This is a genomic window from Flaviaesturariibacter aridisoli (assembly GCF_004343705.1).
Classification (GTDB): Bacteria; Bacteroidota; Bacteroidia; order Chitinophagales; family Chitinophagaceae; genus Flavisolibacter; species Flavisolibacter aridisoli.
In genome coordinates this window covers 18,386-33,760 of sequence record NZ_SKFH01000010.1, presented here as the reverse complement: position 1 = coordinate 33,760, position 15,375 = coordinate 18,386, and the positions used below count along the sequence as shown (strand labels likewise).

14 protein-coding genes are annotated in these 15,375 nt (G+C 59.7%); 12 read left to right on the top strand and 2 right to left on the bottom strand.

The window, feature by feature from the left end:
• Positions 1–43: 43 nt before the first annotated feature.
• Together E0486_RS08225 and E0486_RS08220 are read right to left on the bottom strand one after the other, a co-directional pair.
• Positions 44–1,003: a 1-acyl-sn-glycerol-3-phosphate acyltransferase gene (locus tag E0486_RS08225; protein ID WP_165917244.1), complete on the bottom strand. Its 960-nt coding sequence runs from the start codon at positions 1,001–1,003 to the stop codon at positions 44–46.
• A gap of 158 nt (positions 1,004–1,161) precedes the next feature.
• Positions 1,162–1,911 carry a hypothetical protein gene (locus E0486_RS08220; RefSeq protein WP_131851679.1) on the bottom strand — a complete coding sequence of 250 codons (750 nt, stop codon included), beginning with the start codon at positions 1,909–1,911 and terminating at the stop codon, positions 1,162–1,164.
• Positions 1,912–2,168: 257 nt separating this feature from the next.
• Between E0486_RS08220 and E0486_RS08215 the strand changes: the two genes are divergently transcribed.
• The 12 genes from E0486_RS08215 (at position 2,169) to E0486_RS08160 (ending at position 15,351) form a co-directional block, all read left to right on the top strand.
• The gene (locus tag E0486_RS08215; protein ID WP_131851678.1) at positions 2,169–3,482 is read left to right on the top strand and encodes an OmpA family protein; all 1,314 of its coding nucleotides are present in this window, start codon (positions 2,169–2,171) and stop codon (positions 3,480–3,482) included.
• A 13-nt stretch (positions 3,483–3,495) separates the two neighbouring features.
• Positions 3,496–4,518 (top strand): hypothetical protein, encoded by a 1,023-nt coding sequence (locus tag E0486_RS08210; RefSeq protein WP_131851677.1) that lies wholly within the window; start codon positions 3,496–3,498, stop codon positions 4,516–4,518.
• 50 nt (positions 4,519–4,568) lie between these two features.
• On the top strand, positions 4,569–4,919 hold the full coding sequence (gene gldC / locus E0486_RS08205) for a gliding motility protein GldC (RefSeq protein ID WP_131851676.1): 351 nt from the start codon (positions 4,569–4,571) through the stop codon (positions 4,917–4,919).
• Between the two features lie 232 nt (positions 4,920–5,151).
• Complete coding sequence (locus E0486_RS08200; RefSeq protein WP_131851675.1) at positions 5,152–5,610, top strand: GatB/YqeY domain-containing protein; 459 nt, start codon at positions 5,152–5,154, stop codon at positions 5,608–5,610.
• A gap of 92 nt (positions 5,611–5,702) precedes the next feature.
• A complete protein-coding gene (locus E0486_RS08195) occupies positions 5,703–6,239 on the top strand; it encodes a CvpA family protein (protein WP_131851674.1) in 537 nt (178 codons plus the stop codon).
• Positions 6,240–6,414: 175 nt separating this feature from the next.
• A complete protein-coding gene (locus E0486_RS08190; RefSeq protein ID WP_131851673.1) occupies positions 6,415–7,194 on the top strand; it encodes an alpha/beta fold hydrolase in 780 nt (259 codons plus the stop codon).
• Between the two features lie 29 nt (positions 7,195–7,223).
• The gene (locus E0486_RS08185; RefSeq protein ID WP_131851672.1) at positions 7,224–7,883 is read left to right on the top strand and encodes a CBS domain-containing protein; all 660 of its coding nucleotides are present in this window, start codon (positions 7,224–7,226) and stop codon (positions 7,881–7,883) included.
• 178 nt (positions 7,884–8,061) lie between these two features.
• Positions 8,062–9,519 carry a BamA/TamA family outer membrane protein gene (locus E0486_RS08180; protein ID WP_131851671.1) on the top strand — a complete coding sequence of 486 codons (1,458 nt, stop codon included), beginning with the start codon at positions 8,062–8,064 and terminating at the stop codon, positions 9,517–9,519.
• 19 nt (positions 9,520–9,538) lie between these two features.
• On the top strand, positions 9,539–10,429 hold the full coding sequence (locus tag E0486_RS08175; RefSeq protein ID WP_131851670.1) for an NAD kinase: 891 nt from the start codon (positions 9,539–9,541) through the stop codon (positions 10,427–10,429).
• Positions 10,430–10,583: 154 nt separating this feature from the next.
• Complete coding sequence (gene porG, locus E0486_RS08170; RefSeq protein ID WP_131851669.1) at positions 10,584–11,423, top strand: type IX secretion system protein PorG; 840 nt, start codon at positions 10,584–10,586, stop codon at positions 11,421–11,423.
• Positions 11,424–11,652: 229 nt separating this feature from the next.
• Positions 11,653–12,399: an undecaprenyl pyrophosphate synthase gene (gene uppS / locus E0486_RS08165; protein ID WP_131851668.1), complete on the top strand. Its 747-nt coding sequence runs from the start codon at positions 11,653–11,655 to the stop codon at positions 12,397–12,399.
• Positions 12,400–12,615: 216 nt separating this feature from the next.
• The gene (locus E0486_RS08160; RefSeq protein ID WP_131851667.1) at positions 12,616–15,351 is read left to right on the top strand and encodes a BamA/OMP85 family outer membrane protein; all 2,736 of its coding nucleotides are present in this window, start codon (positions 12,616–12,618) and stop codon (positions 15,349–15,351) included.
• Positions 15,352–15,375: the final 24 nt, after the last annotated feature.

Here is a 15,375-nt window from a genome sequence, read left to right as displayed (position 1 = left end):
TCTCTTTTTTTCTTCGCGGTTCCGACCCTTCTTCCGCTTTCCTCTACCTTATTTGTGGCTTCAGCTGCACCGCGGACCATGCCGTCAGGGGCAGCAGTAGAAATACGGCCGCGGCCACCCAGCCCGGGAACCAAAGCAGGCTCAGCCCCGCCAGCAACGTCAGGTAGAGCGGGTAGAGAATCAGGTGCAGGGCCACCATCACCGAGTCGAAATGGTCGTTGTTGAAGCGCCAGGTGGTGAAGCCCTTCACCGCGAAATACAGCGGCGCGTGCAGCAGGGTGCCGGCAAGAGCCAGGGGTGCCAGCGCGATGCGCGCCGGCAGCGGCAGCGGAACGCTGAGCCGTTCTTTCAGCGCCTCCGGGTCCTGCGCGTCGAGCGCCCATACCAGCCCATTGAGCTGCGCGTGCAGTTGGCGGTTGAACTCCCCGAACTGCAGTCCTTCGCTGGGTTGTCGTTCTACGGTGGCGCGGTCGAGGGGGCGGCCGAAGCGGATCCATACATTCTTGCCGAAGTTGCGGAAAGGGCTGTAGTTCAGGCCCACCGGCAGCACCGTGAGCGGAATGCCTTCCTGCCAGGCATAGGAAGCGAGGCGGGCCGTGCCCTTGCGCAGCGGGCGCAGCTTCCATTCGTTCACACAGCCGCCCTCCGAGAAGATGAGCACGATGCCGTTCCGGCGAAACACCTCGCGGCAGGCGGCGAAGGTGCTGTAGTTCTGGCCCAGGTTTTCAGCGCCCTCGGAGCTGCGGTAGACGGGCAACAGGTGAAACAGGTCGATGAGCTTCCGGAGGCTCGGGTGGCCGAAGGCGTCGCCGCGCGCCAGCGAATAGAGCGGGCGGTCGAGGAGGATGGTGAGGATCATGCCGTCGAGAAAGGAGTTGGGGTGGTTGGCCGCCAGCAGCAGCGGGCCTTCCGTGTGCAGCCATTGGGGCCGGTTCACGAATACATGGCGGCAGAAGATGCGTATGGTTAGCCGGGCGTAGGCTTTGAGAATGCGGTAAAGCACGGGGGGAAGATACGGGAATCGGCCGTCGTGGCTTCGCAAGGCGCGGCAACGGGAGAAAGAACGCGGATTATTAAGATCGTAATGATTGGTTATGATTTGCAGGCGCACGTATAAAATCCGCGTCGATCTGAATCATCATAAAAATCCGCGTTCTTCTCTTACGGCAGGAGAAGCAGCCCCTCCAGCAACAGGGCCCCTTTTTCGGCTACTTCGTATACCTGGAACGATTTCCAACGGATAAGGCCACGTTTGCGCAGGGAGGCGAGGAGCTTGTTGTTGCCGCTGTCGGTGAGGCCGGTAACGCTGTGCAGGCGCGCATACGACACCCGCTCGGGCGCCTGTCCGCAGAGCCAGAGCAGCAGGCGGGCACCGTCGGCCACGTGCGTTTCGCGGCAGCCCGCCATCGGTCCGTGGCGCAGGGCCGCACATACGGCCTCCTCCGGGAGCTTTGCCTCGTAGAGCCGGAGCAGGCGGGCGCGGTACTGCGCTTCGCCCCAGGTGCGCTCCCACAGCAATTGAAGGTCGGGCGGCAGCTGCGCGGCGGCGGTCAGCGGGTCTGTGGGGACGCCGACAGGGCCGGAGCGCCCGGGGAGCGGGACCGACGGGACGGCGACTTCGCTCGCGGGTACAGGGAGCTGGCCCGATGGGACGGGCGCTTCTCTGTAGGTTCCGGCTAGTTGGTTTGTGGGGACGGTCACTTCTGTGGACAGCCCGGTCACCGGGCTTGTTGGGACGGGTAGTTCGGTGGCGGGTACGTGGAGGCTGCTTACCGGGATGTGCAGGGGTGTTTGTGGTCCATCGTGGCGGCTCAGCGCCTCCTCCAGCCGCAGGTTTTTCTCGGCGAGGGCGGCCACCAGGTGGCTGAGGCGACGGTTTTCGGCCTGCAGGAGTTCCAGATCGGGATGCATAGCGTCGGTTTTGGGTACCCGTAAGATAAGACGGAATGCTGAAAGGGAAAAGCGCGCCCCCATCGTAACGATTTGATCCTGCATGCGCAGCTCACCCGCTACGTTATCGACCTGCAGTCTTTGCAGGAAGACGAAAGCGGTTGCGGCAACTCATCGCCGCTTTTGCCAGTTCATGCAGCTATCCGTAGTAGTACGGTGCGGCCCGGGCAACCCTGCCTGCACGCTGCCGTATTCAGGGGCACATATCAGACCACTGCATGAAAAAGTTCCTCCTCGTGGCGCTGCTCGCGCTGCCCGCACTTGCTCAAAGTCAATCGCTGCTCGATCGCGTCAGGCAAAAGGCAAAGGCCCGCGCCGACCAGAAGATCGACCAGGGCATCGACCGGGCGCTCGATGGCGCGGAGAACGCCGCCGCCCATGAAGTAAAGAAAGGCGACGCCGCTACCGGCGACGGTACGCCGGCAAAGCCCGCGCAGCCTTCCACCGACCAAGCTGCGAAGTCGCCCGCTACAACGTTCAAAAGCTACTCGCGCTACGACTTCGTGCCCGGCGAGCACATCGTGTATGCCGAGGATTTTGCGGAAGAGGTGATTGGTGAGTTCCCGGTGGGCTGGTGCACCGACAACCGCGGCGAGACGGTTGCCATCGAAGGCTTCGACGGCAGGTGGCTGCGCCTCTTCAAGGACGGCCGCTTTTTATCGCCCTACGTCAAAGGGTTGCCCGCCAACTTCACCGCCGAATTCGATCTTGTGCTCCACCTGCCACCCAACGAAATGAACTCCAACTTCCCGTTGTTTAACCTGCACCTGCTCAGCGTGGCGCCCGGCGATGAAAAGGGTCGCCGCTATTTCGGCACCGCCCGCGATGCCAGCACCGATGTGCGCTTCGCCATCGCTCCTTATCCCGACGAAAGCTCGCGCATCAGCCTCTTCGTGGACGGTCCCAACAATCATTACTTCAGCAAGGAAGGCAAGGAGCTGCCCGCCCTCGGCAGCCTTGTCGACAAGCGCATACACATCGCGCTGTGGGTGCAGAAGGAACGCCTGCGTCTCTGGATCAACGGCGAGAAGATCTTCGATATGCCGCAAGCACTGCCCGAGGCGGCGGGCTTCAACCGCATCGGCTTCAGCACCGGCGACTCGCCTTATGGCGAAGAGGCCACCGGCTATTATGTGTCCCACTTCCGCTTGGCCGAAGGCGCGCCCGACCTGCGGACCAGGCTGATCACCGAGGGGCGCTTCAGCACCAGCGGCATCCTGTTCGACACCGGTTCCGACACGATCAAACCCGAAAGCGCAGGCGTGCTCGCCGGCATCGCGCAGGTGCTGCGGGAGAACGCCGCCGTGCGTGTGAAGATCGTGGGCCACACCGACAGTGATGGCGACGACGCAAAGAACCTGTCGCTCTCGAAAGCCCGCGCGGCGGCCGTCAAAGCGGCACTGAGCACCCAGTACGGTATTGATGCCGCCCGCTTCGAAACCGACGGGAAAGGGGAAACGCAGCCGGCTGCGCCCAACACGACGGCCGAAGGCAAGGCAAAGAACCGCCGCGTGGAATTCATCAAACGCTAACCGCAACCTGTTTATGAAGCATTTATTAGTATGCGCCCTGGCAGGGTGCCTCGTCTACGCATGTCCTGCAGCCGCGCAGCAACCGGTGGCGGCTTCTTTTTCATCGTGGTTCGACAATGCGCCGTTGCCCAAAGAGAGCCTGGATGAAACGGCTGCGGCATTCCCATCGATGAACGGCACGGAAAGCAGCTTCGACGCATCGTATCAAATCATCCACCAGCCGATGACGAGCCTGCGCGCGCGTTTCCACGAACGCTTTCGCGAAGGTCTTGGCCAGCCAGCCTCCGCCTTTAGTGCCGATGAGCGCCAGCTGCTCGACCGCTACCGCCGCGGGCAACAGGGTCTCGGCGCAGAAGGGCGGCTCGCCTTGTTTACCCTGCTCTTTGAGGACCGGCCGCTGTTGGCCTCGCAAAAGCTTTCCTGGAGCCGCCCCGGCGGCTTGAGCGCCGCGGCCTCCGCGCAGTTGCGCAGCCTGCTCGATATCGAACGATCGCTCAACTGGCCAGCCTTTCATAGCGATATGTTGAAGGACGGACCCCTGGCCCTGCTGTCGCGCCGCGACGAGGAGCTCGAAACCCTGAACCGGACCTTCGCCCGCAAGCAGGCGGAAGTGCCCCTGAAGCTGGTGAAAGCGATGGCCGGGTCGGATGCCACGGTGGAGATGAGCGACCCGGGGGCGATGCTGCCCCTGCTGAATGAGCAGCGCCGGCAGTTGTCTGCGCACCTGCTGAAAGCGTACCGGCAGCGCTATGCCTGGTACCGCGAGCGCTTCAACCGGGTGCAGTCGGCGGCCCTGCGGCTCGACAGCCTGCTGCAGGCCACGGCCTATGGCACGGCCCTCGAAGGCGCCGACGTTTCGCTGCGCCCGCTGCTGGCAGACCTGCAGCTGCGCGTATGGGAGATGACCCATTACCTGCACGCCATCGGCACCGACCTTATTCAACGCGCGCGCATCAAGGTGGCGGCCGAGAACCAGTCGGACGAAGCGATCCGGCTCTACGAAAAGCTGGCGCGCGGCGAAGGAGTGGCGCCCTGAGGGTTGCCGCCCAGCCCGCTGATGCCTTACCTTCGCGCAAATTTCCCCACATGCCGAAATCCACCATCAGCATAGACGTGACGCTCGACGAGAGCCGCGTGCCCGAGCACATCGAATGGCAGGCCACCGAAAGCACCGCCTCGGTGCCGCAGGCCGCCAAGGCCATGATTCTTTCCCTTTGGGACAGCGCCGACAAAAGCGCCCTCCGCATCGACCTCTGGACACAGAAAATGATGGTGGACGAAATGGGCGACTTCTACTACCAGACCCTCATGACGATGGCCGACACCTTTGGCCGCGCCACCCAGAACCAGGAGCTCGTGGGCGAGATGAAAGCCTTCGCCAAAAGCTTCTACCAGAAGTTCCAGGACCAGCAGATGAAGGACAATAAAGCGAGTTAATCTGCTGATATGGTCTGCTGATGGACTAATCCCTGCGTGGTACCAACTTGGCTGTATATTATTAGCAGATCGGCAGACTGCCCAATTAGCCGATTCGAATCAGCAGATGAGAGACAATAAAGCCGGGTAAAGGCTTTGCGAAGTTTTGAAAGGTTTTGTGAGGTTTAGGAACGTTGGTAGGTAACAGGCTTACCAATTAACCAATAGACCAATTAACGAATAAACGCATTCTATGGCATTAGAGCAACAGATCATGGACCAGATGAAAGAGGCCATGAAGAGCAAGAACGAGCCGGCCCTGCGCGCGCTGCGCGCCATCAAGGCCGAGATCATCAAGGCGAAGACCGAGCCGGGCGCCGGCGGTGTGCTGCCCGAAGACAAGGAAGTGGCCCTGCTGCAGCGCATGGTGAAGCAGCGCCGCGACGCCCACGAGATCTTCGCGCAGCAGGCGCGCGCCGACCTGGCGCAGAAAGAGCAGGAGGAGATCGACGTGATCGCCACCTTCCTGCCGCAGCAGCTTTCCGAAGAAGAACTGAAAACCGAGCTCCGCGCGATCATTGCGCAGGTGGGCGCTACCTCGCCGGCCGATATGGGCAAGGTGATGGGCGTTGCTTCCAAGCAGCTCGCCGGCCGTGCCGAAGGCAAGGCGATTTCAGCCGCTGTGAAAGAGCTCCTCGCAGCCCACCCCTAACCCCTCCCGAAGGGAGGGGAATCGCATTCCTCCAAACAAAAAAACAAAGGCTCCCGGCTCCCCTCCCTTCGGGAGGGGCCGGGGGTGGGCTTATGGGTATTGATATCATTGTGCTGGCACTTATTGTCCTCGCCCTCTTCAAAGGTTTGAAGAAGGGGCTGGTGCTGGCCGTATTTTCTTTTCTCGCTTTCGTGGTCGGGCTGGCGGCGGCGCTGAAGCTCAGTGCGGTGGTGGCGGCTTACCTCGGTAGCAGTACCAACGTGTCGGCGCGCTGGCTGCCGGTGCTGGCCTTCGCGCTCGTGTTCGTAGGTGTGCTGCTGCTGGTGCGCCTCGGTGCGAAGCTGATTGAAGGAGCGCTCAACGTGGTGCTCCTCGGCTGGGCCAACAAGCTCGGCGGCGTGCTGTTTTACGCATTGCTGTACGGGTTTGTCTTCAGCATCCTGCTGTTCTGGGCCGACGGCCTGCACCTGCTGCGCGACGATCTTAAAAAGAGTTCCGTCACATGGCCCGTGCTGCAGCCCCTGGCGCCGAAGATCATCGGCGGCCTCGGTGCTGTGCTGCCTTTTTTCCGGCACCTGTTCGACGAGCTATCGGCCTTCTTTGGCGGCGTGGCGCAGAAAGCTTCCTGATTTCGGAAATTTCCCCCGGGCACCGCAAAGGCACAGACAGTTATATTTGCCGTGATCGTGAGGCGTGAACCGTGAACGCGCCTTTATCGCACGCCTGACGCTTCACGCCTCACGATCTTGGTACAATTCGTGTCTTTTAGGTAAATGAGTTATTTTAGCGAACAGAGATAAGCAGATGCAGTACGAAGTAAAACAACAGGATAAATTCAGGTTCATCGAGGAAGGAGCCGGCGAGCCGCTGGTATTGCTGCATGGTTTGTTTGGAGGCCTGAGCAATTACAGCGATGTCATTGAGTACTTCCGCGGCTCTTATAAGGTCGTTGTGCCGATACTGCCCTTGTTCGACCTGGACATCCTGCATACCAGTGTGGGTGGCCTGGCCAAGCACGTGCACAAGTTCATCGAGGCGCGCAATTATTCCAACATCCACCTGCTGGGCAACTCCCTCGGCGGCCACGTGGCCCTCGTGCACCTGCTCAAGCACCCCGAGCGCATCAAGTCGCTGATCCTGACGGGTTCTTCCGGCCTTTTCGAGAACGGGATGGGCGACTCCTACCCGAAGCGCGGCGACCTCGATTACATCCGGAAAAAAACCGAGCTCACCTTCTACGACCCCAAGACGGCCACCGATGAACTGGTGAACGAAGTCTTCGAGATCACCCGCAACCGCCTGAAGGTCATCAAGATCATTGCCCTCGCCAAGAGCGCCATCCGCAACAACCTCGGCGACGAGCTCACCCAGATCCAGCAGCCCACGCTGCTCATCTGGGGCAACAACGACACCATCACACCGCCCTTCGTGGCGCGCGAATTCGATCGCCTCATACCCAACAGCGAGCTTCATTTTATCGACAAGTGCGGTCATGCCCCGATGATGGAACAGCCGCAGGAGTTCAACGAGATCCTCGATAAATTTTTGCAAAAGCGCGCCCAGCCGGCAACTGTTGCCGGTTGATCGTTGTCTATACCGAAAGGGCATAACCTATGTTGACCAAAGACCTTATATCGAACTCCATCCCGTACCTGCACCTGGACGACAAGGTATTCCATGCCCTTCAGCTGATGAACGACTACCACGTGGCGCACCTGCCCATCGTGGATGAGAACCAATACCTGGGTATTGTTTCGGAAGAACAGCTCCTCCATATCGATGAAGACGATGTGCTCAAGCAATTGCCCATCTCCGACGGCGGCAACGCCGTTCAGGCCAACGACCACTTCCTGAAAGCCGTGCAGGTAGCCGTGCAGCACAAGCTGAGCGTGGTACCCGTGATCGGCGAGGAAAAGCACATCCTCGGTATCGTTACCTATAACGACCTGCTGCGCAACGCTTCCGAGTTCATGAGCCTCGACCAGCCCGGCGGCCTCATCGTGCTCGAAATGGAGCCCAAGGCCTACGCTTTCAACGAGATCAACCGCATTATCGAATCGAGCGACGCGCAGATCACGCAGCTCAACTCCTTCGCCGATCCCGAAACGGGCCTGCTACAGGTAACCATCCGCGTGAGCAAGGTAGAGATCTCCGATATCATCAGCACGCTGCAGCGCTATGAGTATAACGTCAAATACTACTTTGGGGAGGAAATGTATCAGAACGAACTCCGGCGGAACTACGACCACCTGATGAGCTATCTCAAATTTTAATCCCGGCTAATGTGCCGGGATTCGCTTTTACGGCGTACCTTATTCCCTTTCTCGGCCTTTCTTCCTCTACGATTGCGCGCTGCGCCCGCTGAAACGACGAAAAGAAACAACGTTTTTTAACAGGACGTTTATTTTCCGGTATGCATTTCGTATAGGTTATGGCAGGGTTCTACCCGTTATGCTAACCGGAAAGTCCATACGCACGTTCTCCATCCTCCTGGCCCTCCTGCTGACGGCCGCCTTACCGGCGTCGGCGCAACTGGCGCTGGCCGGCGAGTCGATCCTCTTCTCCACGAAGGAGCAGGTGCCGCATGCGGACACTACCGGTATTTATACGGTCGCCGACTTCGAGCTCGAAGGCAACAAGCACACCCGCGAAGTGATCATCCTGCGTGAGCTGCCCATCCAGCAAGGCGAGCGCTATACCCTGGCCGACCTCATGGCCCGCTGCCAGGAAGCCCGCACCCGGCTGCTCAACACCGGGCTTTTTCTTGATGTGGTCGTCGGCGTGGAGCGCACCGAAGGCGCCGAAGCCGTCGTGCTCGTTTCCGTCAAAGAACGCTGGTACTTTATCCCGATGCCCGTGCTCGACGTGGTGGGCAAATCTTACCAGCAATGGTTCCAGGAAGGCATGCCTGCGGGCTACCTGCGCTACGGCGTCAACATCAAGCACAAGAACCTCACGGGCCTCAACGACCGCCTGTCGATCAACCTCCTCAACGGCTACCAGAAAGAGCTGAGCATCGTATACGAAGGCCTGCCCCTCGACTACCAACTCCGCTGGACCGCCAACCTGGCCTTCCAGATGGGACAGCAGCGCGACGTGGTGTATACAACCGAATACAACAAGCAAAAGGCGCTGCACGGCGACAACGGCTTTCTTTATTCCTACACGCGTCTGCAGGCTTCGGTCAGCTATCGCCCCGCCATCAAAACGCGGCACAACTTCGGCATCGCCTGGAACGACGAAAGCTTCCGCGATACCGTAGGCAAGTCGAACAGCAACTTCTTTCACAACCTGGCGCGGGCCCAGTATGCGGAGCTATCGTACCAGATGACCTACCAGGACCTGGACTATGCACCCTACCCCACGCGCGGCCTGGAAGGGGAGCTGCTGCTGCAGAAGCGCGGCCTCGATGGCGGCCCGATCAACCTGTGGCAGATGCGCGCCCGGGCCTCCTGGTACCGCCCGCTGACGGAAAAATCGTTCGTGAACTTCCGCGCCACCGGCCTGATCAAGCTGCCCTTTCACCAGCCCTATCGCCTGCAGACCTTTGCCGGCGGCGGCGATGTGTTTATGCAAGGCTATGAGCCCTACACCATCGACGGCGTGGCCGGCGGCTTCGTGAAAGCGTCCATTCACCGCCGCATCGTAGACCGTAAGGTGGGCATCCGCTGGAAGCGCTTCCCGCAGCTGGCCAACATCCCCATTAAGGCCTATGTGAAGGCATTCGCTAACGCGGGCTATATCTATAACGAAGACCCGGGAACGAACTTTCTCAACAACCAGCTGCTCCACTCTGCGGGCATCGGCCTTGACCTCGTGCTGTTCTACGACTTCACGTTCCGGATCGAGTGCACCTTCAACGGGAACGGGCAAAACGGCCTATATTTACACGACAGGAATCGTTGGTAACCAAACAGAATTTAGGCCTTTGAAAGTTGCGATCTATAGCCGGGTGTTGGATCTGGGCCACCTTACGGATATTCAGCTCTTTTTCGAGGAGCTGCAGCAGGAGCATATCGTGCCCGTGGTTTTCCGCGAGTTCTACGAAGCGCTGCGCGCCCAGATAAAACTCCCCGATGGCCTGGCCACCTTCAGTTGTTCCGAAGAGCTGGCCGACGACATCGAATTCATCATTTCCCTCGGCGGCGATGGCACCCTGCTGGACACGGCCACGCTGGTGCGCGACAAGGGTATTCCCATTGCCGGCATAAACTTCGGGCGCCTCGGCTTCCTCGCCTCCATCGGCCGCGAGGAAATGCAACAGGCGATGCGGGCCCTCTCGCGTCGGTCCTACATCATCGACAACCGCTCGCTGATCCACCTCGACGCCTCGCTGCCGCTGTTTCACGATATTCCCTACGCCCTCAACGAGTTCGCCATCCACAAGCGCGACGTGTCGCCGATGGTGAAGATCCACACCTATATCAACGGCGAACTGCTCAACACCTACTGGGCCGACGGCCTTATCGTGGCCACGCCCACGGGCTCCACGGGCTACTCGCTCTCCTGCCAGGGGCCGGTGGTGTTCCCCGACTCTGGTTCCTTCGTGATCACGCCCATTGCACCGCACAACCTCAACGTGCGCTCCATCGTGATCCCGGACAGTACCATCCTGTCGTTCGAGATCGAGAGCCGCTCCGAAGACATCATCGTGGCCCTCGACGCCCGCCGCGAGATCGTGCACAAAAGCGTGCAGCTGGCCGTACGGAAGGAAACTTTCGGCATCTCGCTCGTGCGTCTTACAGAAAACAACTTCCTGCAAACCCTGCGCAACAAGCTCAGCTGGGGCTTCGATAAGCGCAACCCCGGCGGCGCGTGACGCCCGGCACCCCTCCGGACCGAAAGGAGGAGTTGGGCCCGGTTTTGTTCTTCGTACCTCCAGGAAGGATTCCGGCACCTTAGCCCTGTACGCACACAAGAAATCGCCGGTTCCTGCGTTATTGCCTTCAGGAAAAACTTAATTTGCAAACCTTATGAGAAAAACATTGGCTGTTCTTGCTTTTGGCCTTCCCTTCGGAGCGTCAGCGCAGCAAGGGTATGTGCAGGAAGGAGAGTTCGGTTTCGGCATCGGCGCCGCCCATTATTTCGGCGATCTGAACACGCGCGCCAACATCAACCGCCCCAAGTTCGCGGCCATGGGTTTTTTCCGTAAGAATTTCGGCAACTACGTGGCCCTGCGGGTCAGCGCGGCCTATGCCCGCCTGGGTTATTCCGACGTGTATAACAAGCGCAACGAATACATGCGCCGCCGCAACCTTTCTTTCAACACGAATGTGTGGGAGCTGGCGCTGCAGGGCGATTTCAACTTCTACAAGTTCATGCCGTACAACGAGAATACGCGCTTTACCCCGTATGTCACCTTTGGTCTCGGCGTGTTCACCTACGACCCCTTTGCCTACCTGAACGGCGACAAGTATTACCTGCGCACCCTCGGCACCGAGGGCCAGGGCAGCACCCAATACCCGGACCGCAAGCCGTACAGCACGATGGCTTTTTCGCTCCCGCTGGGCGTAGGCATCAAATACAACCTCAACGACCGCATGAACATCGGCTTCGAGATCGTGCACCGCTTCACGAACACCGATTACCTCGACGATGTGAGCAAGACCTACGTGGAGTCGTCGGTATTTCCGCCCAACCCCGACGGAACGCCTTCGCCCGGCCAGCTGCTGAGCGACCGCTCCTACGAAACCGGTACTCCTATCGGCGCCAAGGGCGTGCAGCGCGGCATTTCGAAGCAGAAAGACCAGTTTGCCACGGCGATCATCTACCTGAGCTGGAACCTCCAGTCGTACAAGTGCCCCTCGTACTAGCACGCGGATCGCACAGATAATAGCCAAAGGCGTCGCTTGTGCGACGCCTTTGGCGTCCTTGAAAGCGCCGCGAAGCAAGCTCCCCAGTCTAAGGAATGGTCCCGGCCAGCGGAGAATTGAATCGAAATCGCTTTCAGTGCGGTAGTATTCGCGTAACGGAAGAGGCTGCTTCGCTGTGCTCGGAATGACGGCTTGCGGCGTCCGCGAGGATTCGTATTTTCGCTCCCCTATGTCAGAGCTCCTCGCCCAGATCGATAAAACGCGCCTGCCGCGCCACATCGCCATTATCATGGACGGCAACGGCCGCTGGGCCCGGGAGCAGGGCAAAGACCGCCTCTTTGGCCACTACCACGGCGTGGAAAGCGTACGCGACATCGTGGAGGGCTGCGCCGAGCTGGGCGTGGGCTACCTCACGCTCTATGCTTTTTCGACCGAAAACTGGGACCGTCCCGAATACGAAGTGGTGGGCCTCATGGAGCTGCTGGTGACCACCATCCGCAACGAGGTGGAAAGCCTGCACAAGAACGGCATCAAGCTGCACGTCATCGGCGACCTCCAGATGCTTCCGGCCTACGCGCAGCGCGAACTACAGGAAGCGCTCGACATCACCAAAGACAATACGGGCCTGCAGCTCGTGATGGCGCTCAGCTACAGCGGGCGCTGGGAACTGCTCAACGCCGTCAAGAACATCGCCTGGGAGGTGAAGCAGGGCCGCCTCGCGGTAGAGGAGATCGACCAGAACACGCTGCAGCAATACCTCACCACCAGCGCCTTCCCCGACCCCGAGCTCATGATCCGCACCTCCGGCGAGTACCGGATCTCGAATTTCCTGCTCTACCAGCTCGCTTACGCGGAACTCTATTTCACCCAGGTACGCTGGCCCGATTTCCGGAAGGAAAACCTCTACGAGGCCATCCTCGACTACCAGGGCCGCGAGCGCCGCTTTGGTAAAACGGGCGAGCAGGTGAAAACGTAAACGTTTTAGGTTTTGCGTTTTGGGTTTGTCACCCAGGAAGGTCCCGCTCTCTTTGCGCGTTGCAAAGGCGAGGGCAAGGAATGTAAAACACGGAACTGAAAACGTTCAAAACCCGCCCGGGACGGGCTTCCTTTTAACAAATAGCTACCAAATTTCCCTTTAATTTGCCGCCCAAAGCGACTGTACACTGCTTCTCGTCTGACTGAATCCTCATTTATGCGCCATTTTCTTCTTCGTTTTCTCTTCCTGGCCCTGTGTTTTTGCACGACGGCCACACTCCTGCATGCCCAGGTACCGGACACGAGCCACCGGCCCACGTCGGTAGACCCGACCCTGCAGAACATCGAAGAAGGACGCCCGAAGCCCTACACCATCCGCACGATCCACGTAACGGGCATCCGGACCCTCGACACCTCCATCATCCTGTCGATCTCCGGTCTGCAGGTGGGGCAGCAGATCATGATCCCGGGCTCGGACGTGTTTGCCAAAGCGATCCAGAACCTGTGGCGCCAGCGCTTTTTCTCGAACGTACAGATCTACATCACCTCGCTTGAAGGCGACGTCATCGACCTCGAGCTGGCGCTCCAGGAGCGCCCGCGCCTCGGCAACTTCAGCTTTGTGGGCGTTAAAAAGACCGAAGCCGACGACCTGAAAGACAAGGTCGGGCTTGTGCGCTCCACCATCATCACCGAAAATACCCGCCGCATCGCCCTCGACGTGATCCGGAAATATTTCGCCGCCAAAGGCTACCAGTACGTAAAGGTGCGCATCGAAGAGCGTCCCGACCCGGCCCTGGTCAACTCCAACATCCTCACCTTCATTGTTGACAAAGGCCAGAAGGTAAAGGTGAACTCGGTCAACTTCTACGGCAACGAAGCCGCCTCAGACCTGCGCCTGAAAAAGGAAATGAAAGGCACGAAGGAAATGGGCAAGCTCACCCTGCACCCGCAGGAAGCACCCGGCAAGTTCGGCTCCAACGAAAAGATCACCTTCAGCGAATACCTGAAAGACTGGGGCTTCCTGTCGCCCTCCAAAACGAAGGCGGTACTCGATCCCTACATCCGCCTCAAGCTGTTCGGCAACGCCAAGTTTGACGAGAAAAAGTACCACGAAGACCTCGAGAAGGTGCTCGATTACTACAACGCCCTCGGCTACCGCGATGCCCGGATCGTGGACACCGCCCTTACTCGCCTGCCCAACGGCAGCGTGAACGTGGAGATCAAGGTGGACGAAGGCCGCCGCTACTATTTCGGCAACATCACCTTCCGCGGCAACACGAAGTACAGCGACTCGATCCTGCAGTCGGTGCTCCGCATCGGCAAGGGCGACGTATACAACCTCGGCCTGCTGAATAAGCGCGTGGGCAAGGAACTCTCCGCCGACGGCGGCGACATTTCGGCCCTGTATATGGACGACGGCTACCTCTTCTTCCGCGCCGAACCGGTGGAAACCTCTATCTATAACGATACCATCGACCACGAGATCCGCATCGTGGAAGGTCCGCAGGCGACGATCAAGAACGTCAATATCTACGGCAACGACAAGACGAAAGACTATGTCATCCGCCGCGAGCTGCGTACCGTGCCCGGTGAGAAGTTCAGCCGCTCCGACCTCATTCGCTCGCAGCGCGAACTGGCGCAGCTGCAGTTCTTCAACCAGGAAAAGATCAACCCCGGCGTGGTGCCCGACCAGAGCGACGGTACGGTGGACATCAACTGGAACCTCGAGGAAAAATCCTCCGACCAGCTCGAGCTCTCTGCCGGCTGGGGCGGTGGCGTGGGCCTCACCGGTACGCTCGGTGTTACCTTCAACAACTTTTCGATCCGCAACATCCTGAAGAAGTCGACCTGGGATCCGCTGCCATCGGGCGACGGACAGAAGCTGTCGATCCGCGTGCAGAGCAACGGCGCGGCCTACCGCTCCTACAACTTCTCGTTCACCGAGCCCTGGCTGGGCGGCAAGAAGCGCAACCCCTTCACGATCTCGTTCTACAATTCGAAGTTCGCCAACCTGTATTCGTCGGCCGGCTTCTACGACAAGACCCTTGCCAGCCAGCAATACCTGCGCACGATCGGTGTAGGCGTATCGCTCGGCAAGCAGCTCAAGTGGCCCGACGACTACTTCAGCCTTCTTTACTCGATCAACTACACGCAGTACAAGCTGAAGAACTATGCCTTCTCGGGCTTCGGCTTCAACAACGGTACCGCCAACAACATTTCGTTCAAGCTGGCCCTGCAGCGCTCCTCGGTGTTCGACCCGCAATATCCCACGGGCGGCTCCAACATGGTGGCCTCGGTGCAGTTCACCCCGCCGTATTCGCTGTTCGATAAGAGCATCATCACCTCGGGCAACCCTTACAAGAACCCCGAGTACCATAAGTGGCGCTTTACCTCCGAGTGGTTCGTGCCCATCGGCCGACCCGGCGGCGCCGAGAAGAACCGCCAGCTGGTGCTGAAGGTGGCTGCCAAGTACGGCTTCATGGGCCGCTACACCAACAAGCTCGACTTCTCACCCTTCGAGCGCTTCCAGCTCGGTGGCGACGGTCTGACCAACAGCTACGGCATCCTCGGCTACGACGTGGTGTCGTTGCGCGGCTACCCGGTGTTCGACAAGCCCGACCCGTCGGTGAACCCCGACCTTTCGCAAGCCGGCTCGTACTTCACGATTTTCAACAAGTACCAGCTCGAGCTGCGCTACCCGCTGGTGCGCAACCAGAGCAGCACGATCTATGGGCTGACCTTCTTCGACGCCGCCAACGGCTGGAACAACTTCAAGGAGTACAATCCCTTCCGCCTCCGCCGCAGCGTGGGTGTGGGTATGCGCTTCTTCCTGCCGATGTTCGGTATGCTCGGCTTCGATTACGGTGTGGGCCTCGACCGCCTCAACCCGGCCGACCGCAGCATCAAGAATGCGAGCCGCTTCACCTTCATGCTGGGCTTCGAACCAGAATAACGATCCTTTCACCTAAACAAGCTT